The 20,143-nt window shown below is 61.7% G+C and carries 21 protein-coding genes; 10 read left to right on the top strand and 11 right to left on the bottom strand.

All coding sequences use genetic code 11. The features are described 5' to 3' along the window. The first annotated feature begins 29 nt into the window (after positions 1–29). On the top strand, positions 30–404 hold the full coding sequence (locus tag T8A63_RS10605) for a RidA family protein (RefSeq protein WP_322343756.1): 375 nt from the start codon (positions 30–32) through the stop codon (positions 402–404). Here the strand turns inward: T8A63_RS10605 and T8A63_RS10600 are convergent. Beyond that, on the bottom strand, positions 401–2,176 hold the full coding sequence (locus tag T8A63_RS10600; RefSeq protein WP_322343755.1) for an FkbM family methyltransferase: 1,776 nt from the start codon (positions 2,174–2,176) through the stop codon (positions 401–403). The two genes, T8A63_RS10605 and T8A63_RS10600, sit on opposite strands and share 4 nt — an antisense overlap. Positions 2,177–2,300: 124 nt before the next feature. Here T8A63_RS10600 and T8A63_RS10595 point away from each other — a divergent pair, with 124 nt between their 5' ends. Both T8A63_RS10595 and T8A63_RS10590 read left to right on the top strand, forming a co-directional pair. Beyond that, positions 2,301–2,684, top strand: coding sequence for an NADH:ubiquinone oxidoreductase subunit NDUFA12 (locus T8A63_RS10595; RefSeq protein WP_067628344.1), 384 nt, complete (start codon positions 2,301–2,303; stop codon positions 2,682–2,684). 55 nt (positions 2,685–2,739) lie between these two features. Continuing rightward, entirely contained in the window at positions 2,740–3,102 is a 363-nt protein-coding gene (locus tag T8A63_RS10590; RefSeq protein WP_067628342.1) for a DUF2155 domain-containing protein, read from the top strand. Here T8A63_RS10590 and aat read toward each other — a convergent pair. The 8 genes from aat to T8A63_RS10550 form a co-directional block, all read right to left on the bottom strand. After that, the gene (gene aat, locus T8A63_RS10585; protein ID WP_120350851.1) at positions 3,066–3,701 is read right to left on the bottom strand and encodes a leucyl/phenylalanyl-tRNA--protein transferase; all 636 of its coding nucleotides are present in this window, start codon (positions 3,699–3,701) and stop codon (positions 3,066–3,068) included. The genes T8A63_RS10590 and aat overlap by 37 nt on opposite strands. 5 nt (positions 3,702–3,706) lie before the next feature. Next, the gene (gene accC, locus T8A63_RS10580) at positions 3,707–5,059 is read right to left on the bottom strand and encodes an acetyl-CoA carboxylase biotin carboxylase subunit (RefSeq protein WP_300051548.1); all 1,353 of its coding nucleotides are present in this window, start codon (positions 5,057–5,059) and stop codon (positions 3,707–3,709) included. Between the two features lie 9 nt (positions 5,060–5,068). Continuing rightward, positions 5,069–5,569, bottom strand: coding sequence for an acetyl-CoA carboxylase biotin carboxyl carrier protein (gene accB / locus T8A63_RS10575; RefSeq protein WP_269345833.1), 501 nt, complete (start codon positions 5,567–5,569; stop codon positions 5,069–5,071). A 197-nt stretch (positions 5,570–5,766) separates the two neighbouring features. After that, positions 5,767–6,519: an ABC transporter ATP-binding protein gene (locus tag T8A63_RS10570; RefSeq protein ID WP_067936749.1), complete on the bottom strand. Its 753-nt coding sequence runs from the start codon at positions 6,517–6,519 to the stop codon at positions 5,767–5,769. A 33-nt stretch (positions 6,520–6,552) separates the two neighbouring features. Beyond that, positions 6,553–7,317 (bottom strand): ABC transporter ATP-binding protein, encoded by a 765-nt coding sequence (locus tag T8A63_RS10565; protein WP_322343754.1) that lies wholly within the window; start codon positions 7,315–7,317, stop codon positions 6,553–6,555. Between the two features lie 10 nt (positions 7,318–7,327). After that, entirely contained in the window at positions 7,328–8,533 is a 1,206-nt protein-coding gene (locus tag T8A63_RS10560) for a branched-chain amino acid ABC transporter permease (RefSeq protein ID WP_322343753.1), read from the bottom strand. 3 nt (positions 8,534–8,536) lie between these two features. After that, on the bottom strand, positions 8,537–9,565 hold the full coding sequence (locus T8A63_RS10555) for a branched-chain amino acid ABC transporter permease (protein WP_067628328.1): 1,029 nt from the start codon (positions 9,563–9,565) through the stop codon (positions 8,537–8,539). Positions 9,566–9,668: 103 nt separating this feature from the next. Beyond that, on the bottom strand, positions 9,669–11,015 hold the full coding sequence (locus T8A63_RS10550; protein WP_067628327.1) for a substrate-binding protein: 1,347 nt from the start codon (positions 11,013–11,015) through the stop codon (positions 9,669–9,671). A 234-nt stretch (positions 11,016–11,249) separates the two neighbouring features. Here T8A63_RS10550 and T8A63_RS10545 point away from each other — a divergent pair, with 234 nt between their 5' ends. From T8A63_RS10545 to T8A63_RS10530, 4 genes are all read left to right on the top strand, one after another. Beyond that, entirely contained in the window at positions 11,250–12,542 is a 1,293-nt protein-coding gene (locus T8A63_RS10545) for a helix-turn-helix domain-containing protein (protein WP_322343752.1), read from the top strand. 114 nt (positions 12,543–12,656) lie between these two features. Next, complete coding sequence (locus tag T8A63_RS10540; RefSeq protein ID WP_067628389.1) at positions 12,657–13,025, top strand: response regulator transcription factor; 369 nt, start codon at positions 12,657–12,659, stop codon at positions 13,023–13,025. 6 nt (positions 13,026–13,031) lie between these two features. Then, on the top strand, positions 13,032–13,334 hold the full coding sequence (locus tag T8A63_RS10535) for a hypothetical protein (protein WP_322343751.1): 303 nt from the start codon (positions 13,032–13,034) through the stop codon (positions 13,332–13,334). Next, positions 13,334–16,084: an ATP-binding protein gene (locus tag T8A63_RS10530; protein ID WP_322343750.1), complete on the top strand. Its 2,751-nt coding sequence runs from the start codon at positions 13,334–13,336 to the stop codon at positions 16,082–16,084. The genes T8A63_RS10535 and T8A63_RS10530 overlap by 1 nt, the downstream gene beginning before the upstream one ends. Here T8A63_RS10530 and T8A63_RS10525 read toward each other — a convergent pair. Together T8A63_RS10525 and T8A63_RS10520 are read right to left on the bottom strand one after the other, a co-directional pair. Then, positions 16,081–16,503 (bottom strand): TIGR01244 family sulfur transferase, encoded by a 423-nt coding sequence (locus T8A63_RS10525; RefSeq protein ID WP_322343749.1) that lies wholly within the window; start codon positions 16,501–16,503, stop codon positions 16,081–16,083. The two genes, T8A63_RS10530 and T8A63_RS10525, sit on opposite strands and share 4 nt — an antisense overlap. A gap of 81 nt (positions 16,504–16,584) precedes the next feature. Continuing rightward, positions 16,585–16,824, bottom strand: a complete 240-nt coding sequence (locus T8A63_RS10520) for a hypothetical protein (RefSeq protein ID WP_322343748.1) — start codon at positions 16,822–16,824, stop codon at positions 16,585–16,587. 108 nt (positions 16,825–16,932) lie between these two features. Between T8A63_RS10520 and T8A63_RS10515 the strand changes: the two genes are divergently transcribed. The 3 genes from T8A63_RS10515 (at position 16,933) to tig (ending at position 19,750) form a co-directional block, all read left to right on the top strand. Beyond that, positions 16,933–17,217: a DUF2312 domain-containing protein gene (locus T8A63_RS10515; RefSeq protein ID WP_067938722.1), complete on the top strand. Its 285-nt coding sequence runs from the start codon at positions 16,933–16,935 to the stop codon at positions 17,215–17,217. A gap of 126 nt (positions 17,218–17,343) precedes the next feature. After that, entirely contained in the window at positions 17,344–18,264 is a 921-nt protein-coding gene (locus T8A63_RS10510) for a calcium/sodium antiporter (RefSeq protein WP_322343747.1), read from the top strand. Between the two features lie 154 nt (positions 18,265–18,418). Next, positions 18,419–19,750 carry a trigger factor gene (tig, locus tag T8A63_RS10505; protein ID WP_322343746.1) on the top strand — a complete coding sequence of 444 codons (1,332 nt, stop codon included), beginning with the start codon at positions 18,419–18,421 and terminating at the stop codon, positions 19,748–19,750. Positions 19,751–20,143 lie beyond the last annotated feature (393 nt).

The raw sequence follows: 20,143 nt of genomic DNA, 5'->3' as shown, positions 1-20,143 counted from the left end.
CAAAGGGTCCGCCCTTTTACATTGAAGGGATGATCATGAAGCGGATTTCATCGGGCGGCGCCTATGAGGAAAAGATCGGCTACAGCCGCGCCGTGGTGGCGGGCGGCATGGTCTATGTCTCGGGCTGCGTCGGTGAAGGGGCGGATGTCAAAGCGCAATGCGCAGCCGCATTGGCGACGATTGAGCGAGCACTGGCAGAGGCGGGAAGCGATTTCGCCCATGTGGTTCGTGTCACCTACATGCTGCCTGATGCCGCAGAGTTTGAGCCCTGCTGGCCGCTGCTGCGCGAGGCCTTTGGCGCACACCCGCCTGCGGCGACGATGATCGAATGCGGGCTGATTGACCCGAAATACCGCATTGAAATCGAAGTCACCGCGATGCTGCGAGATGCGGCGGAGGGTTAAGTTTTCTCCGGCACCAGTTCAAAGTCATCCCCCAGCCGGGCGCGCACCTCTGCGGGATCAAGGTTTGCCCAAAGCGGCCCGCTGTCGTCGATGAAACCCGTCTCACGCAGGCTATCTTGCAGCGCGGGCATATCCAGCTCGCCCATCCAAAGCCGCGCCTTGGCCTTTCCGAGCGGTTTCCACGAGCGAGTAAGGTGGCAGAGCGTCGCGGTGGCGATCCCCGCAAAACTCTGCAGGTGCTGTTCCAACCCGCGCGTGGCAGAGGACGGGCGGCGCACAACGATGGCCACTTGCTGCATGGGCCGGGCGACCATCCCCAAGAGATGCAGGGCGGAGCCTTCGGCGGCGATGATCTGCTTGGCCGCCTTATAGACCGCGATCTGTTCGCGCAGCCCGTGTTTCTCGGGGTGAAAGACGGTGTAGCCCTGCGCCGCCAGATAGGTTTCCAACGCCTCTTCCCCGATCAGGTTGCCGCGCCCTGCGGGCAATTTACTGCGGCTGATATAGAGCTTCTCTGGCCCCTCGGGCGCGATCTCTTGCGCGAACCGATTGGCGATGGTGTTGCGGTAGGGTTCTGTGCCGGTGATCAAACTTCCCAGTCCAAAGCCTTGCCCCGGAACGATCAACCGCTCGACCCGTGTCGGTGCGTCTAAACTCACCAGCGGCTTATCGCAGCCCAGAAGGGCAAGGAAATCACGCTGATACCCTGCCACCTCTCCGCCGTTGCGGGGGCGTTTGGGGATAAAGAGAATGCCGTCGATCTCTTCTTCAAGGTGATCCAGCGCCCAAAGACGCGCGGTGCTTTCAACCAAGAAATGCCCGAAATGCAGCCAAAGGACCCCGCCCCAAAGCCATGTGCCCCTGCGCTCAGCCACCTTGCCCTGCGGTGCTTCTGGCGGCGTGGTCAGCGCGCGACCGTTGCGCCAAAGTGCGGCTTGGGGGCAGGGGCGGCCATCGCTGTGCAACACCCCGGCGGGCTGCACCAACCCGCTGTCCTCAGGCAGGATGACCAGCGCATTATCTAAGGTCGTGATCTCGGTCGACCAGCCCCCCTCTGGGACGGGCGGGCGCTCGGCGGGGTCAAAGATACAGGCCCAGACCTGCCGGGTGCAATGCCCGGGTGATTTGCGAAATCCGGCGCGCTCAAGGATGCGTTTGCATTCGCGCATCCCCTCGCGGCCATAGGCCTCGGGGTGGAATTCCATCACCACGGCGCGCAGCCCGTCGAGCGCGGCATGGCGCAGAAACTCCAACTCGCCGCCTTCGATATCCATCAACAGCACGTCGGGTTTAAAGCTGCGGCGGATGTCATCAAAGCTTGCGGTGGGCACCTGAACCTCCGTCGTCTCACGCATGTCGCTATCGATGAGAGAGGAGCCGAGGAAAGAGTTGCGCAGGTGAAACAGCAGGGTTTCTGGCTGGTCGGGGGCAGAGATCACCACCTGATTGCGAAGAGTGATTTTTTCTTGAAGTCCGTTGAGCGCATAGAGCGCGCGGATGTGGGGGATCAAGTTTGGGTTTGCTTCGAACGAGAGCACCGCTTCGGGCGCGGCCTTTTTGGCGACGATCGCACCCACCAGTCCCAGACCCGCGCCCATCTCAAGCACCCGGTCACCGGGGCGGACGACAGCCAGCGCGCCATCGATCTCTTTGCGCTCGTAGCGGCCTGCATTGATCCGCTGGATGCGCGTCTCGTTCAGAAAGGGCGACTGGGGCACATTGATGCCATGACATTCCGCCGCTGCCGGTGCGGCCCCTCTTGCCTCAGTCATCGCTGCCCTCTTTCGTTTTTCTAACCCTAGCCAGAGGTCGCCCGCGCGCCAAGCTCCTTTGCGGCGAGGCTGGACGCCAAAGCCTCCATGGTGCATATAACGGACAACAGGAACGGAGACCTCGATGGGCATTCTCAATTCACTTCTGCGCGGCGTCACTTGGTGGAACGGCCAGACGCTGAACACCCAGCTTTTCACTTGGCGCAAGGGCAGCAAGGTGGGCGAAGACGCGCAGGGCAATATCTATTACCGCAACGCCGATGACAGCAAACGCTGGGTCATTTTCAACGGTGAGGCCGAGGCCAGCCGCGTGAGCCCCGATTGGCATGGCTGGCTGCACCGCACATGGGACGAGCCGCCAACCGACAAGCCGCTGATCCACAAGCCGTGGGAAAAGGCGCATGTCGAGAATCGCACCGGCACCGCCATGGCCTATGCGCCCGCCGGGTCGCTGCGCCGCGCCGAACCTGTCGAGCGTAAGGACTATGAGGCCTGGCAGCCTGAATGATCGGTTGGCCGCGCCTGAGGTGCGGCCCCAAGTTTCACGCAATCCGGGTGGATGAATGAAAAAGCTTCTCTTGGCCGCGCTTTTGCTGGCCGCGCCGCTGCATGCCCAAGAGGGCGCACAGATCGCCAGTGCCACGGGTGGCGTTTTGCGCGCTTTGGACAAGATTTCCGGCGATACAATCGATCTGGAGATTGCCAAGGGCGACAGCCTTTCTTTGGGCAATTTGCAGATCTCCATGGTCGATTGCCGCTATCCGGCGGGCGATCCGGCGGCCAATGCCTATGCCGCGCTTGAGATCACCGAAGAGGGCAGCAGCGGCGCGCTTTTTTCTGGCTGGATGATCGCTTCGGCCCCGGCGCTGCACGCGCTGGAGCATTTTCGCTATGACATCTGGGTCATGCGCTGCAGCACGTCCTGAAAACTGACTAAACCCCCCGCGTCGAACCGTGCAGTGCCGCGTTTGGCCACATCGAGCTGCGCGTGATATTCCGCGCGGCTGATCTCTTGCGCCCCGAGAGAGGCAAGGTGATCGGTCAGAAACTGCGTGTCAAAGAGGGTAAAACTCGCATGGCGCAGCCGATCCACCAGCGCCGCCAGCGCCATTTTTGAGGCGTTGGTCCGGCGGGAGAACATGCTTTCGCCGAAAAACGCGCGGCCCAGCGTTACGCCATAGACCCCGCCCACCAGTGCTGTGCCATCCCAAACCTCAAGCGAATGGGCGTGGCCTGCGTGGTGCAGTGCGGTGTAGAGGGCGGTGATCTCGGCGTTGATCCATGTGTCTTCGCGGTCTGCGCAGCCGGCGACGACCCCATCGAAATCGCGGTTGATCGTGTGGTGAAAAGTGCTGCGTCGCATGGCGCGGGTGAGCGAGCGCGAGATGTGGAAGCCATTGAGCGGCATCACCCCCCGACGCCGCGGATCGACCCAGAAAATCTCTGGATCGTCGCGGTGTTCGGCCATGGGGAATATCCCGATGGAATAGCCGTGGAGCAGGATCTCTGGTGTCAGATCCGACATCGGTGTCAGGCGTTACCGAGGTTGGTTTCCAGCCAATGCTCAAGCCAGTGGATGTTGTAGCCACCCGACTGGATGTCTTCTTCGGCCAGCAGCGCGTGGAACAGCGGCACGGTGGTATCGACACCATCCACGATCAGCTCACCCAAGGCCCGACCAAGACGCGCCAGCGCTTCGGGACGGTCGCGGCCATGCACGATCAGCTTACCGATGAGACTGTCGTAATAGGGCGGGATTGAATAGCCGTCATAAAGCGCCGAATCCATTCGCACGCCAAGCCCGCCGGGGGCGTGATACTGCGTGATTTTGCCCGGGCAGGGCGCGAAATTCGGCAGTTTCTCGGCGTTGATGCGGACTTCGATGGCATGGCCATTGATGGTCAGATCGTCTTGGGTAAAGGACATCGGCAGCCCTTCGGCCACGCGAATCTGTTCGCGCACCAGATCGACACCAAAGATCGCCTCGGTCACTGGATGTTCCACCTGAAGACGGGTGTTCATTTCGATGAAATAGAACTCGCCATTCTCATAGAGGAATTCGATCGTGCCCGCGCCGATGTAGTTGATATTGGCCACGGCGTCGGCGCAGACCTTACCGATCCGCGCGCGTTCCTCTTCGGTGATCGAAGGGCCGGGGGCCTCTTCGAAAACCTTCTGGTGGCGGCGTTGCAGCGAGCAGTCGCGCTCGCCCAGATGGACCGCGTTGCCCTTGCCATCCCCAAAGACCTGAATCTCGATGTGGCGCGGGGTGGTGAGGTATTTTTCGATATAGACTTCGTCATTGCCGAAGTTCGATTTCCCCTCGGCCCGCGCGGTCTGGAAGGCTTTTTCCATGTCTTTGGCGGTTTGGGCGACTTTCATGCCCTTGCCGCCGCCGCCTGCCGTGGCCTTGATGATGACCGGATAGCCGATCTCTTCGCCCAGGCGCTTGGCCTCTTCCAGCGATGCGACGCCACCATCCGAGCCGGGCACGCAAGGCACGCCGAGCTTTTTCATCGTGTCCTTGGCGGTGATCTTGTCACCCATGACGCGGATGTGTTCGGCGGTGGGGCCGATGAAGGTCAGACCGTGGTCTTCGATCACCTGCACAAAGCCTGCGTTTTCCGACAGGAAACCGTAGCCAGGGTGAATCGCTTCGGCCCCGGTGATTTCACAGGCCGCGATGATCGCGGGGATCGAGAGGTAGGATTGGGTGGAGGAGGGCGGGCCGATGCAGACGGATTCGTCGGCCATGCGCACATGCATCGCGTCACTGTCGGCAGTGGAATGCACCGCGACAGTCTGAATGCCCATCTCGCGGGCCGCGCGGATGACGCGCAGCGCGATCTCTCCCCGGTTGGCGACTAGGATTTTGCTGAACATGTCCGGCCCTTATTCCAGGATCACCAGCGGGGCGCCGAATTCAACAGCATCGCCGTCGCCGACGAGGATGCGCTTGACGGTGCCGGCGCGGGGCGCGGGGATGTGGTTCATGGTTTTCATCGCCTCGACGATGAGCAGCGTGTCGCCTTCGGAAACCGAAGCGCCCACGGAGATGAACGCAGGCGCGCCCGGTTCACCTTGCAGGTAGACGGTGCCGACCATGGGCGATGTCACAGCACCAGGGTGATCAGCCGGATCGGCGTCAGCGGCAGGTGCGGCGGCCGCGGGAGCGGCGGGGGCCGGGGCAGCGGCAGGCGCGGGGGCGGCTTGGTACTGCTGCTGGGGGGCGGCCATGACCTGCTGCGGCGGCTTGCGGCTGACGCGCACGTTCAGGCTGTCATCCTCGGCATAGTCGCGTTTCACCTGAAGCTCTGTCAGGTCGTTTTCGTTCAGCAGCTCGGCGAGGGCCTTGATGAAGGCCACGTCACTGTCATGGGTGTTTTTTGTCATTGGATCCTCGAAGATTTCGACAGGCCAATAGCCCGTCGCTGCGCGATTGATTGGCTCGCTTATAGGGCATGGGCAAAGCCATGAAAAGCCAACTGTTGTCTAGGGGGTAGGATCGGTTTTTTGTCGCGCAATGGCCCCCGGGGCGCAAGAATGAGGCCGCGCCACATCTTCGCGCACCGGGGCAAGGTCACGTAGCGTCAGATCGCGAGGTATTCCGCCCGCAGTTCCGCGTTGTTCAACACCTCTGCCGCGGTGCCGTCAAAGACCACGCCGCCGGTATCAAGGATCACCGCACGGTCGGCCAGTTTCAGGGCGCGCACGGCGTTCTGCTCAACCAGAATGGTGGTGATGCCCTGCGCCTTGATCAGCCCCAGCGTCTTTTCGATCTCATCCACGATCACCGGGGCAAGACCTTCGTAGGGTTCATCCAGCAGCAGCACCTTGATGTCGCGGGCCAAGGCGCGGGCGATGGCGAGCATCTGTTGCTCCCCGCCCGAAAGGGTCACCCCCTCTTGGTTCCGCCGCTCACGCAGGCGCGGGAAGAGGTCATAGAGCCGGTCGAGTGACCAGCCGATGGGCGGGGCGATCTGGGCCAGCTTGAGGTTCTCTTCGACCGTGAGGCCAGAAATGATGCGCCGATCTTCGGGCACCAGCGCCAGCCCCGCAGCCGAGGCTTGGTGGCTGGCCATATTGTGCAGCGGTTGATGATCGAGCCAAATCTCGCCGCGCTTGAGTTCCGGGTCGCTGACCCTTGAGATGGCCCGCAGGGTCGAGGTTTTGCCCGCCCCGTTGCGGCCCAGCAGGGCGAGAATTTCGCCTTCATGGACGTTAAAGCTGACCCCCTGCACGATATAGCTCTCGCCGTAATAGGCGTGAATGTCCCAGACCGAGAGGAAGGCCGGGGCGGTTTGGGCATGGTTGGCGTTTTTGTCTAGCGTGTCGGTGCTCATCGGGGTGTCCTTGGGGTTCGGCAACAGGATAGATCAGGCGGCGTCTTGGCTCTCGCCCAGATAGGCTTCGCGGACCTTGGGGTGGCCCTTGATCCGGTCGGGCGTGTCTTCGACCAGTGGCGTGCCTTGGGCCAGCACGGTGATCCGCTCGGCCAGCGAAAAGACCACATGCATGTCGTGTTCAATGATCGCGATGGTGATGTCGCGCTCGTCCTTGATCTGTTTCAGCAGGTCGATCGTATTGTTGGTATCGGCCCGTGCCATCCCCGCAGTAGGTTCGTCCAGCAGCAGCAGACGCGGGTCTTGAGCCAGACACATGGCGATTTCCAGCCGCCGTTTATCGCCGCGTGACATGGAGGCCGCGTGCATGTGACGTTTGTCGATCATGTTCATGTCGCGCAGCATCTCTTCGGCCTTGTCGATCATGTCACGCTGGCCAACGACCCGCGACCAACCATTGAGCTGGAAGGCCCCATCGCGTTTGGCAAGACAAGGGATCAGCATGTTTTCCATCACCGTGAGATCGCCAAAGATCTCGGGCGTTTGGAAAACGCGGGAGATGCCCATCTGGTTGATCTCATAGGGTTTGCGCCCCAGCACCGACTGGCCGTCGAACATGACCGAGCCGGTATCTGGGATAAGCTTGCCCACCAGACAGTTCAGCAGGGTGGATTTGCCCGCCCCGTTGGGGCCGATGATCGCATGGACAGAGTTCTCTGCCACGCTCAGGTTCACATCGCTCAGCGCCTGCAGACCACCAAATCGTTTGCCGACATTTTTGACTTCGAGAATGGACATGATGTCTCTCCTATTCTGCGGCTTCGCTGCGTTGTTGGGCGGCGTCGGCCTCGACCGAGCCTGCATTCTTGTCCCGGCGGCGGAAGACACGGCCCAGACGTTGGCCACCTTCGACCAGCCCACCGGGCAGGAAGATCACGACCAGCATGAACAGCAAGCCAAGCGTCAGGTGCCAGCCCTTGCCGACGAAGGGGTGGATGATCGCGACCATCGCGTCTTCGATCCCGTCGGGCATGAAGGCAAACCAGCCGTGCAGCACGTTGTCGTTGATCTTGGCAAAGATGTTTTCAAAGTACTTGATGAACCCTGCGCCCAGCACCGGCCCGATCAAGGTGCCCGCGCCGCCGAGGATGGTCATCAGCACCACTTCACCCGAGGCCGTCCACTGCATCCGCTCAGCCCCGGCAAGCGGGTCCATCGCCGCCAGCAGACCACCGGCCAGCCCGGCATACATGCCAGAGATCACAAATGCCGCCAGCGTGTAGGGCCGGGTGTTCAGGCCTGTGTAGTTCATCCGCTGCTGGTTCGACTTCACCGCCCGCAGCATCATGCCAAAGGGCGAGCGGAAGATGCGGATCGCCAGATAGAAGGCGAGGATCAGGAAGATTGCGCAGAAGTAGTAGCCGACGGAAAAGGTAAAGGTCCATCCGCCGAAGAACAGCGTCGTCGAAGAGTTCATCGCCGCGCCGAAAAGGTTGGGGAATGACGGTGCATCGACAGACTGAAGATACTGCGGATCGGAGTTGTAGATCTGCAATCCCGTCTCGCCATTAGTGATCGGTGTCAGCACCGAATAGGCGAGGTTGAACGACATCTGCGCAAAGGCCAGCGTCAGGATGGAGAAGTAGATGCCCGACCGCCGCAGGCTGATAAAGCCGATGAGCGCCGAGAACAGCCCCGCCATGATGACGGCCAGCACCAGCGCGGGCACGACGTTGTAGCTGAGCAGTTTGAACATCCAGACGGCAGAGTAAGAACCGACACCCAGAAAGGCCGCGTGACCAAAGGAGAGATAGCCGGTCAACCCGAAGAGTATGTTGAACCCGATAGCAAAGATGCCAAAGATTACAAAGCGCTGCATCAGACCAGGGTAGCCCGCATTGAACTGCGCGAGGCCCGAATCCGCCGGAAAGGGGTTGAGGATGAAGGGGGCAAAGAGCGTGAGAACGACCACGACCCCCAAGAGAAGCGTATCGCGTTTTTCCAGTCCGAACATGTCTTATTCCTCCATCACGCCGCGGCGACCCATCAGACCGCGCGGGCGGACCAGCAGGATCACGATGGCAACGACGTAGATGATGATCTGGTCGATACCGTAGATGATGCTTTTGATTTCATTCATGGACGCAAGGCTTTCGAGGATCCCAAGCAGAAAGCCCGCCAAGACCGCGCCGGGCAGGGAGCCCATGCCGCCGACCACGACGACGACAAAGCTCAGCACCAGAAAGTCCATGCCCATGTGATAATTCGGTGAGTTAATCGGCGCATACATCACGCCCGCAAGCCCCGCCACGGCAGCAGCGATGCCGAACATGATGGTAAAGCGGCGGTCGATGTCGATGCCCAGAAGGCCCACGGTTTCGCGGTCTGCCATGCCGGCGCGGACAACCATCCCGAAGGTGGTGAATTGCAAGAAGGCAAAGACGGCAGCGATGATGACTGTGGAAAAGCCGAAATAGACCAGACGCCAGTAGGGGTAGGCCAGTGAGGTGTCCAAGCCCAAGAGCGGCGCGAAGTCAAAGCTGCCTTTGAAAACTTCGGGCGCGGGCGTGGGGATCGGGTTGGCGCCGTAGAAATACTTGACCACCTCTTGCAGCACGATGGCGAGGCCAAAGGTCACAAGGATCTGATCCGCATGGGGGCGTTTGTAGAAATGCTTGATCAACCCGCGTTCCATGACAAAGCCGATCAACAGCATCACCGGGATCGCAAAGAGGATCGCCAGCGGCACCGACCAGTCGATGATGGCCTGTCCCATCTCGGGACCGAACCAGTTTTCGACATAGGGGGTTTTGACCTTCAGCGGATTGCCCAGAAAATCTTTCTGGGTCTCGTCGATGGTCTCAAAACTCAGCGTCAGTAGCCGTTGCAGCGTGACCGAGCAGAAGGCCCCGATCATGAACAGCGCCCCATGGGCGAAGTTGACCACGCCAAGCGTGCCGAAGATCAATGTGAGCCCAAGCGCGATCAGCGCATAGGCCGAGCCCTTGTCGAGCCCGTTAAGTATTTGCAGAAGAACAGCGTCCATGGACCCCACCTGTTAGGGATGCGTTCACATGAGGGCGCGCCCCATGTGGTGAGAAAAGGGGGCGCGCGGCGCAAGGCCGATGCGCCCCCAAAGGTTCAGTGGATCAGGCGCCCGGGTTGCACTTGCCCAATTCGCCACCGGCGAACATGGGGTGATCCGGGGCGTATTCGACCTGTGCACGCGGGGTGACCTCGACGATCTCCAGCGTGTCATATTCGTTGGTCGGGTTTTCTTTGCCCTTCATGACCAGCACGTCTTTGAAACACTGGTGGTCATCGCCACGATACAGCACCGGACCGTTGCCCAGACCGTCGAACTCGAAATCTTCGAGCGCTTCCACGACACCGCAGGGGTTGAAGGTGCCCGCGCGTTCCACCGCATCCGCATAGAGCAGCGTCTGCACATAGCAGGTGTGCGCGGAGTTGGAGGGTGGACGGCCATATTTCTCACCAAAGGATTTCACGAAGGCTTTGGAGCCTTCATCCTGCAGCTGCCAGTTCCAGTTCATCGAACCGATAACACCTTGCACGTTGGCACCGGCACCGGCGGCCATGAGCTCGGAATAAAGCGGCACGACGATCTCGAATTTCTTGCCGTTCACTTCTTTGTCCAGCAGGCCGAACTGCACCGCGTTGGTGAGCGAGTTCACCATGTTTCCGCCGTAGTGGTTCAGCACCAGCACATCGGCACCGGAGTTCAGCACCGGCGCGATGTAGGAGCTGAAATCCGTGCTCGCCAGCGGCGTCAGCACGTTGTTCACAGTCTCCCAGCCCATCGCTTCGGTCGCGGCGGCGATGGATTCCTGCTGGGTCCAGCCCCATGTGTAGTCGGCTGTCAGATGGTACGCGCGGCGGTCTTCGCCGTAAGCGTTTTTCAGCACCGGTGCGAGGGCGGCGGCGGACATGTAACCGTTAAAGAAGTGGCGGAAACCATTGGCCTTTTTGTCTTTGCCCGTGGTGTCGTTGGAGTGTGTCAGACCGGCCATGAAGATCACGCCCGCTTCCTGACACAGGCCCTGAACCGCCACGGCCACGCCCGAGGACGAGCCGCCGTTGATCATCACAGCGCCGTCTTTTTCAATCATCGCCTTGGCGGATGCGCGGGCGGCGTCGGATTTGGTCTGGGTGTCACCGGTGACATATTCGACCTTCTTGCCCAGAATGCCGTTCCCTTTCAGCGCCTTGGAGCTGAAGGTGTTCATCATGCCGCCGTCGCCCCCGCCATTGAGGTGCTCGACCGCAAGCTCTTGGGCGCGCAACTCGTCCAGCCCTTCTTCGGCATAGGGGCCGGTCTGGGGCACGTTAAAGCCCAGCGTGACCGTGCTGCCCGTGGGGGCATTGGTAAAGCCCGCGTGCGCCTCGGCGCGCAGATAGGTCGGCAGCGCCAACCCTGCACCGGCAACCGCGCCGGTCTGAATCAGCCCGCGGCGTGTCAGTTTCGTAAACGACATGAAGTCCTCCCATTTTTGTAAGTCGCGGCACCGGAACCTCCCCCCGGTGCCACAACACGCAATAGTGCAAAGAAACTATGGCGTGGAAAATGAAAACCGATCAATAAGGCGCTTGATCGAAACGATTTTTTTGTAAATATATTCGCAACCGTCCAGGGAGGTTTGTAAAGAATATGATGTTGCGCCGCAGAAAGACCTTGAAACAACGCATGAATTATCGCGCGGCGCGATCCGATGCGTGAGGGGCTGACCGGCAGCCGCATCCGTGAGCGGCGCGTGATGGCGGGGCTGAAACAGGCCGAACTGGCACAACAAAGCGGGATCTCGGCCAGCTATCTGAACCTCATTGAACACAACCGGCGCAGAATCGGCGGGAAGCTGTTGCTCAATATCGCCCATGCGCTTGGTGTAGAGCCGCAGGCGTTGACCGAAGGGGCCGAAGCCGCGCTGATCGCCACCCTGCGCGAAGCGGCAGAGGATGCAGCGCTTACCGGGCCCGAGAGTGACCGGGCGGATGAATTTGCTGGGCGGTTTCCGGGCTGGGCCAAGGTGCTTGCCAGCAGCCAACGCCGTATCGCGGCACTAGAGCAGACGGTTGAGGCGCTGTCGGACCGTTTGGCCCATGACCCGCAGCTTGCCACGTCGATGCATGAATTGCTGAGTACCGCCGCCGCCATCCGCTCGACCGCCTCTATCTTGGCAGAGACGGACAGTCTGCAACCCGAATGGCGCGACAGGTTTCACACGAATATCCACCAAGACAGCCGCCGCCTGTCCGACAGCGCGCAGGCGCTGGTGACCTATTTTGACAATGCCGCTGAGACCCGTGAGGTGGCCCACTCCCCACAAGCGGAGGTGGAAGCTTTTCTCGCCGCGCATGACTACCGCTTTGACCCGTTGGAGCAGGCCCGCGCCCCGCAAGAGGCAATCGCGGCGCTTGTAGGGCAGGCCGAGGCGCTCAAGACCAAGGCCGCGCAGCATATCGCGACGGGGGTGTTGCAGCAGATCGCGCGGGACGCGGCGGCGTTGCCCTTGGCGCGTTTGGAGCGGACCGTTGAGGAGACGGGCCATGACCCAGCCGAACTGGCCCGCAGTTTGGACCAGCCGATGGGCCGGGTGCTGCGACGCTTGGCGTCTTTGCCCGATTTGGGTGCGGGGCTGGTGGTCTGTGACCGCTCGGGCAGCGTGACCTTTGCCAAGTCGATCGAAGGGTTCACCGTGCCGCGTTTTGGGGCCTGTTGCCCGCTTTGGCCGCTTTTTGCGGTGCAGGGCCAGCCGGGGCTGGTGGTGAAATCCCGCGTCATGCAGATGGGCCGGGGTCAGGCGCAGTTTGAGGCGATCGCGACCTGCGAGGTTCAAGCCGCTGCCGCCTACAATACGCCGCCCTTGAGCCAATCGGTCATGTTGCTTTTGCCGGTGCCATCAGGGGCGGCCCCCGCGCAGCCCGTGGGCGCAACCTGCCGCATTTGTCCGGTCGAAGGATGCCGCGCCCGGCGCGAACCTTCGATCCTGCGCGACGGGATCTAACAGACGCTCAGGCAGTTTTTGACAGGGCTGCCAAACCGATGCATGCTCGCCCCGGTGCGCGAGACCCTGCAACAAACGGGGCGGTCGCACACCGAGGGGGGAGACTTTTTGCCGATGAGCAAACTCGTAGTTCTGGTGGAGGACGAGGTGAATATCGCCGAGGCCATCCGCTTTTTGTTGGGCCAAGAGGGCTGGCGGGTGGAGACGCTGGCCAATGGATCGGGTGCGGTAGAGGTGATCCGCAAGGCATCGCCCGATTTGGTGATGCTGGATGTCATGCTGCCGGGCAAAAGCGGGTTTGAAATACTCGATGAGCTGCGCGGGGACCCGGCGATGGGGGAATTGCCCGTGCTGATGTTGACCGCGCGCGGCCAAAGCCGGGACCGCGCCATGGCCGAGAAGGCCGGGGTCAGCCGCTTTATGACCAAGCCGTTTTCGAACTCAGAGATGCTGGACGCGGTGCGCGACCTGATCGCCAGTTAACCCGCCATGCCACGCCCTCCGATCTTTTTGGAAAAACGCGGCTACCGCCAGCGGCGCATGATGGATGCGGTGCGGTTGCTGCCGTTTCTGGGGCTGATGCTTTGGATGGTGCCGTTGCTGTGGCCCGTGCCAGAGATCCTGCCTGACGCCACCCTTGAACCCAGTGAGCCGACAATCGCGATGAGCGTGGCGCTGCGCTATCTCTTTGGGGTTTGGGCGTTGCTGATCTTGGCGACATGGGCGCTCTGGCGGCGCACGCGCGATGTGGCGACGGACGGGGGTGCCGATACCAAAGACGGGCCGCGCTGATGGTGTCGCTCAACCAGTTGGTCGCGGTCTGTCTGATGTATGTCGCGGGGCTGTTCATCGTGGCTTTCGCTGCCGAACGCGCGGCCCTGCTCGGGCAGGGCGGCTGGCTGCTGCGCTCACCGTTGGTCTATACCCTGTCGCTGTCGATCTACTGCACCGCTTGGACCTTTTACGGCGCGGTGGGCTACGCCGCGCGCTCAGGGTTGGAGTATGTGACGATCTACCTCGGCCCGTCGCTGGTGATGATCGGCTGGTGGTGGGGCTTGCGACGGCTGGTGCGCATCGGGCGGAGCCACCGGGTGACCTCAATCGCTGACCTGATTTCGTCGCGCTACGGCAAATCCAACACGCTGGCGATCGTGGTGACGGTCATGGCCGTGATCGGCGTGACGCCCTATATTGCGCTGCAATTGCAATCAGTTATCTTGTCTCTGTCGATTTTCGCCGCCCCCGATGTGCCGCTGGCCGAGGCGGGGGGCGATGTCATCAACCGCGGGCAGGCCGCCCTGTGGGTGGCAGCGGGGCTGACGCTGTTCACGGTGCTTTTCGGCACGCGGAACCTGAATGTGAACGAGCGGCACCACGGCGTTGTCATCGCCATCGCAGTGGAGGCGGTTGTCAAGCTGCTGGCGCTGGTGGCGGTCGGTATCTACGTGATCTGGGGTCTTGCCGGGGGATTGGGTGAGACGCTCGCGAAGATCGATGCCTCCGACATCGGCCAGTGGGAAGTTCAGGGCAGCCGATGGGCCGCGCTGACGGTCCTTTCGGGGGCCGCGCTTTTGTGCCTGCCGCGCATGTTTCAGGTCATGGTTGTCGAGAATGACGACGAGCGGCAGCTGCAAATCGCTAGTTGGGCCTTCCCGCTTTATCTGATGTTGATGAGCCTTTTCGTCGTGCCAATCGCGGTCGTGGGGCTGGACCTGATGCCGGAGGGCGCAAACCCCGATCTTTTCGTGCTGAGCCTGCCGCTCAGCCAAGGGCAGAACGGGCTGGCGATGCTGTCTTTCTTGGGCGGTTTTTCCTCGGCCACGTCGATGGTGATCGTCGCCACGCTGGCGCTGTCGACGATGGTCAGCAACCACATCGTCATGCCGATCTGGCTGGCTATGCGGCGCGATGGGGCCACGCAATCGGGAGATGTGCGCAATATCGTGATCCTCGCGCGGCGGCTGTCGATCTTTTGCGTGGTCGGGCTAGGCTACCTCTACTACCGCGCCTCGGGCGGCAGCGGGGCGCTGGCGGCAATTGGCACGATCTCTTTCGGCGGGGTGGCGCAGTTTTTGCCAGCGATGCTGGGCGGCGTGCTCTGGCGCGGTGCCACGCGGGCAGGCGCGCTTTGTGGGCTGGGCACGGGTTTTGTGCTCTGGGTTTTCACCATGCTGCTGCCCAGTTTCGGCGCGGATGTGGCATTGTCGAGCGCGACCTTGGAGAGCGGGCTTTGGGGGCTGGCATGGCTGCGCCCCGAGGCGCTGTTCGGCATCGCCGGGATCGATCCGACCGTGCATGCGGTGGTCTGGAGCCTTGCGCTGAACACGCTGGTTTTTGTGGTCGTCTCACTTTTCAGTTTCCCCGCGCCGCTGGAGCGGCTTCAGGGCGCGCAATTCGTCAATGTCTTTGACCACTCCGGCCCGGCGCGGGGGTGGACGGCATCGGTCGCGGGCAGCGAAGACCTGATGATCATGGCGCAGCGGATCTTGGGCGCGCGAGAGGCGCAGGCGTTTTTCACCCGTGAGGCCGAGCGGCAGGGGCAGGGGCAACGCTTGCCGGAACCCACGCCACGATTCGTACAGGCGTTGGAGCGGGAATTGGCGGCCTCCGTTGGCGCGGCGACGGCACATGCGATGGTGGCGCAGATCGTCGGCGGGGCATCTGTTTCGGTGCAGGACCTGCTCGCCGTGGCCGACGAATCCGCGCAGATGTTGGAGTATTCCAGTCAGCTTGAAACCAAATCGCGGGAGTTGACCGAAACGGCGGCGCAGCTGCGCGCGGCAAATGAGAAGCTCACGCAATTGTCGCTGCAAAAGGACAGTTTTCTGAGCCAGATCAGCCATGAGTTGCGCACGCCGATGACCTCGATCCGGTCGTTCTCGGAAATTCTACGCGACGCGCCGGGCCTCACGGACGCGGATAAGAATCGCTATGCCACGATCATCCACAGCGAGACGATCCGCCTAACGCGGCTTTTGGACGATCTGCTGGACCTGTCGGTGCTGGAGAACGGGCAGGTGACGCTGAACCAGCGGGAGGGCAACCTGCGCGACCTGCTCGATCTGGCGGTGACCACGGCGCAGGCCGGGGCCACCCGCCCGCTTAAAGTGCTGCGCGATCCGCAGGCTGAGGATATCACCCTGACCAGCGACCTCGACCGGCTGGTGCAGGTGTTCATCAACCTTGTTACCAATGCGCGCAAATACTGCGCTGCCGATCAGCCGCAACTGGTGATCTCGGCACAGGTCACGGCGCAGGGCTTGGTGATCGATTTCGTCGACAACGGCCACGGGATCGACGCAGGATCAGAGGCGCTGATTTTCGAGAAATTTTCGCGCATCACCGGAGAGGGCGATGGCGCGGGGCTCGGCCTTGCCATCTGTCGCGAGATCATGTGCCGATTGGGCGGCGAGATCAGCTTTTTGGGGAATGTGCCCGGCACGGCGTTCCGGGTGCAATTGCCGCAGAGCGTCCTGACACCGCCTGCAAAGGACACCGGCCCAGTAGTCGGCCCCGTGGTCGGGGCCGATACGCGGTCTTAGCTGTAGCTCTGGCCCAGCATCGGGCGCATGTTCTCAAGGTCATAGCCCCCCTGACGCGCCGCTTCGATGATCGCGTCGCTGTCCATCTCACCGGCCTGACCCAAGGCCCAAGCGATGGTCGAACGGGTGCCAGAGGCGCAATAGGCCAGCACGGTGTCATCCGTATCGACCCCAAGGGCGCGGTTGTTGGCGATGACATCGGGGGTCATGGTCTGATGGGTCAGCGGCTGTTCGGCAAAGGCAATCCCTGCCGCCTCGGCCGCGTCGCGCATGGCGGCGGCTTGGTGGCTGGGCGGCACTTCTGCATCGGGGCGGTTGCACAGAATGCGGGTGATGCCTTGGGCGCGCAGGCTTTCCATGTCACCGGGCTCGATCTGCGGGGCGACGAAATAGCGGGGGGTGATTTGGCGAATATCCATGCGTCGATTTAAGCAGATGCAGCGGCCCTGTCCAGAGACGGCTAAGACCCGCCGCGACCGCCCGCCGATCAGCCCCCTCGATCAGCTCAGAGAGATGCCCAAAATCACCATCATCAAGCCGATGACGGATAGAAACAGCGCGCCCATGTTCAACGGCACCACTTTGCGCAATACAACGCGCATCGCCTCATCGTCCAGCTGCGCGCGTTTGGCACGGCTCACTTTGATGATGCACCAGCCCAGACCGAGCAATCCCAAAAGGGACAGACCTGCGCCGCCCCAGACCATGAGATCGAAAATAGATGTGTTTGCGCTTTCCATGGCGGCAGAGCTACGCCAAACCGCCAAGGGGGGCAAGTCCCGCTTGCGGGCTGGGCATCCAGCCTGTAGTCAAACCCGCCAGAGCCAGCCATTCCGTGAGGACTTTCCATGAGCGATACCAGCACCAACCCCGATGTCGTCGAATCCCAAGGCGATGCGACCTACCGGGTCACCGCCAATGAGCTGCGCCAGTTCGTCGAGCGGATCGAGCGTTTGGACGCCGAAAAGAAAGACCTCGCCGAGCAGCAAAAAGAGGTGATGTCCGAAGCGAAATCGCGCGGCTACGACACCAAAGTGCTGCGCAAGGTGATCGCCCTGCGCAAGCGTGACAAGGACGACATCGCCGAAGAAGAAGCGGTGATGGAGATGTATAAAGAAGCCTTGGGCATGTGAGCGCCCGGCCGCAGCGGAACTGAATTTTCCGCGCGGCCTTGAATGCCTGTCACCCGTGCCCATTTGCATCGGGCGTCTGCGCGGTCTCCGCGACGCCCGATGGTCTGAGACCGGTGAGTTTTTCTCGTGAACATTCTGTTTGTCCTTGGCGGTTTGCTGGGGCTCGTGCTCGGTGGTGAGTATCTGGTGCGCGGTGCGGTGGCGCTGGCGCAGCGGGTTGGGCTATCGCCACTGGTGATCGGTCTGACGGTCGTGGGGTTTGGCACATCGGCGCCTGAATTGGTGACCTCGGTTCAGGCGGCTTTGCTGGGGGCACCGGACATCGCGCTTGGCAATGTCGTCGGGTCGAACATCGCGAATATTCTGCTGATTCTCGGCCTTGCCGCACTGATCGCGCCGATTGGCATCGCGCGGCGCAGCTTTGCGCGCGACGGGACAGTGATGCTGGCGGCAAGCTTGCTTTGTCTGGGCCTCGTGATGCTGGGCCGCATCGACCGGCTGGCGGGGATTTTGGCCCTCGTGGGGTTGGCGACCTACCTGATTTATACCTTTCGCAGTGATCGAGACAGCCAGCAGGCGGCGGAGCCTTTACCGGATCAGGCGCGGATCGGGCTGGCGTTATTGTGGTTGTTGGGTGGGCTGGTTCTGACCATCGTCTCGGCACGGTTTTTGGTCACGGGATCGGTCGCCTTGGCGCAGGCGGTGGGGCTCTCTGAGGCGGTGATCGGGTTGACCATCGTGGCGGTGGGAACCTCGATGCCGGAATTGGTCACATCGGTCATCGCCGCCCGGCGCGGACAGAGCGATGTGGCTTTGGGCAACGTGGTCGGCTCCAACATCTTTAACATCCTTGGTGTGCTGGGGGTCACGGCGGTGATCCAGCCGGTCAATGTGGCCGCTCAGATCGCCACGCTCGACATCTGGGTGATGCTAGGGGCCAGCGTGGCGCTGATCGCCTGCGCGGCCTTCGGCGGGCGCGTGACGCGCGGTCAGGGGGCGGTCTTTGGACTGGCCTATGCGGGCTATATTGCGGTGCTCTTGGTCTGAGGTCTGGGCGGGTTCCGCCGTAGGGGCGGGGGCGTTTTCTGCGGATGTGGTGCGATGGGCCGCGGACCCCCTTGCGCAGGCGGTTCAACCCCCATAGAAGGGCACAAATTTTCGCCCGCGCCCCCGTCGCGCGGCCTTACCCTATGGAGCACACATGCAGGTCAACGAGACGCTGAACGAAGGTCTGAAACGCGGTTACAACATCACCGTGACCGCCGCCGAACTCGAAGCCAAGGTCAACGAAAAGCTGGCCGAAGCGCAGCCCGAAGTCGAAATGAAGGGCTTCCGCAAGGGCAAGGTTCCGATGGCACTGCTGAAAAAGCAGTTCGGCCAGCGGATCATGGGCGAAGCGATGCAGGAAAGCATTGATGGCGCCATGGCAGAGCATTTTGAAAAATCTGGCGATCGCCCCGCGATGCAGCCCGAAGTCAAAATGACCAACGAAGACTGGAAAGAAGGCGACGACGTCGAGGTCTCCATGGCTTACGAAAAGCTGCCGGAAATCCCCGAAGTCGATCTGAGCAAGATCGAGCTGGAAAAGATGGTCGTTAAGGCCGATGACGCCGCCGTCGAAGAAGCGCTGGCAAGCCTTGCCGAAACCGCACAAGACTTCAAAGCCCGCAAAGAGGGCGCCAAGGCGGAAGACGGCGATCAGGTTGTGATCGACTTCAAAGGCTCCGTCGACGGTGAAGAATTCGAAGGCGGCGCGGCGGAAGATTACCCGCTGGTGCTGGGCTCCAACTCCTTCATCCCTGGCTTCGAAGAGCAGTTGGTCGGCGTGAAGGCGGGCGAAGAAAAGTCCGTCGTCGTGAACTTCCCCGAAGAGTATCAGGCCGAGCATCTGGCCGGTAAGGAAGCGACCTTCGCTTGCACCGTCAAAGAAGTGAAAGAGCCCGTCGCTGCTGAAGTGAACGACGAGATGGCAAAGAAATTCGGTGCCGAGGATCTCGACGCGCTGAAGGGTCAGATCGCTGAGCGTCTGGAAGCAGAATACGCCGGTGCTTCTCGCGCTGTGATGAAGCGCAACCTGCTGGACGCGCTGGACAAAGAGGTCAGCTTTGACCTGCCGCCGTCGCTGGTTGACGCCGAAGCCAAGCAGATCGCGCATCAGCTGTGGCACGAGGAAAACCCTGACGTAGAAGGCCACGATCACCCCGAGATCGAGCCCTCAGACGAGCACAAGACACTGGCCGAGCGCCGCGTGCGTCTTGGCCTGCTGCTGGCCGAACTGGGCCAGAAGGCCGAGGTTCAGGTGACCGACGCCGAGATGACCCAAGCAATCATGAACCAGGCGCGTCAGTACCCGGGTCAAGAGCGCCAGTTCTTTGAATTCGTTCAGCAAAACCAACAGATGCAGCAGCAGATGCGCGCGCCGATCTTTGAGGACAAGGTTGTCGATCACGTGGTCGAACAGGCCAAAGTGACCGAGAAAGAAATCTCGAAAGAAGAGCTGCAGAAGGCTGTTGAGGAACTGGAAGACGAATAAGTCTTACCGGATCGGATTACGGGGCAGGGGCGACGGGCAACCGTCGCCCCTGTTTCGTTTGGGGGGTGTTGTTGTTGCAATGGGCCGTCCGGCGGGATGGAGGGCATCGCCCTCAGTTGCAGAGGGCGGTTTCGCTATGTCCAAATATGGCATTGGTGAGAGGTCGGTTTGCTGGCCTTCTTGCCGCTTCCAATGACTGAGCCAGAAGGTTTACCGAACCTTGGCAGGAACATCAGCCACGGATCACAGATGTCCCGCCCCGGTGGTACACCGGGCATCGCTTTCCCTCCGGAGGGCGATTTTGCAACGTCAGATGGTTGGCGCGTTAGCGGTTTCGGCATATTACCGGGGAACCCAAGCGTAGCAACGCCCCCCGGGGAGGGTGATGCCCTC

The organism is Sulfitobacter sp. OXR-159 (genome assembly GCF_034377145.1).
GTDB lineage: Bacteria > Pseudomonadota > Alphaproteobacteria > Rhodobacterales > Rhodobacteraceae > Sulfitobacter.
Note: the sequence above shows the minus strand (reverse complement) of the source record. Positions and strands in the feature narration are given on the sequence as shown.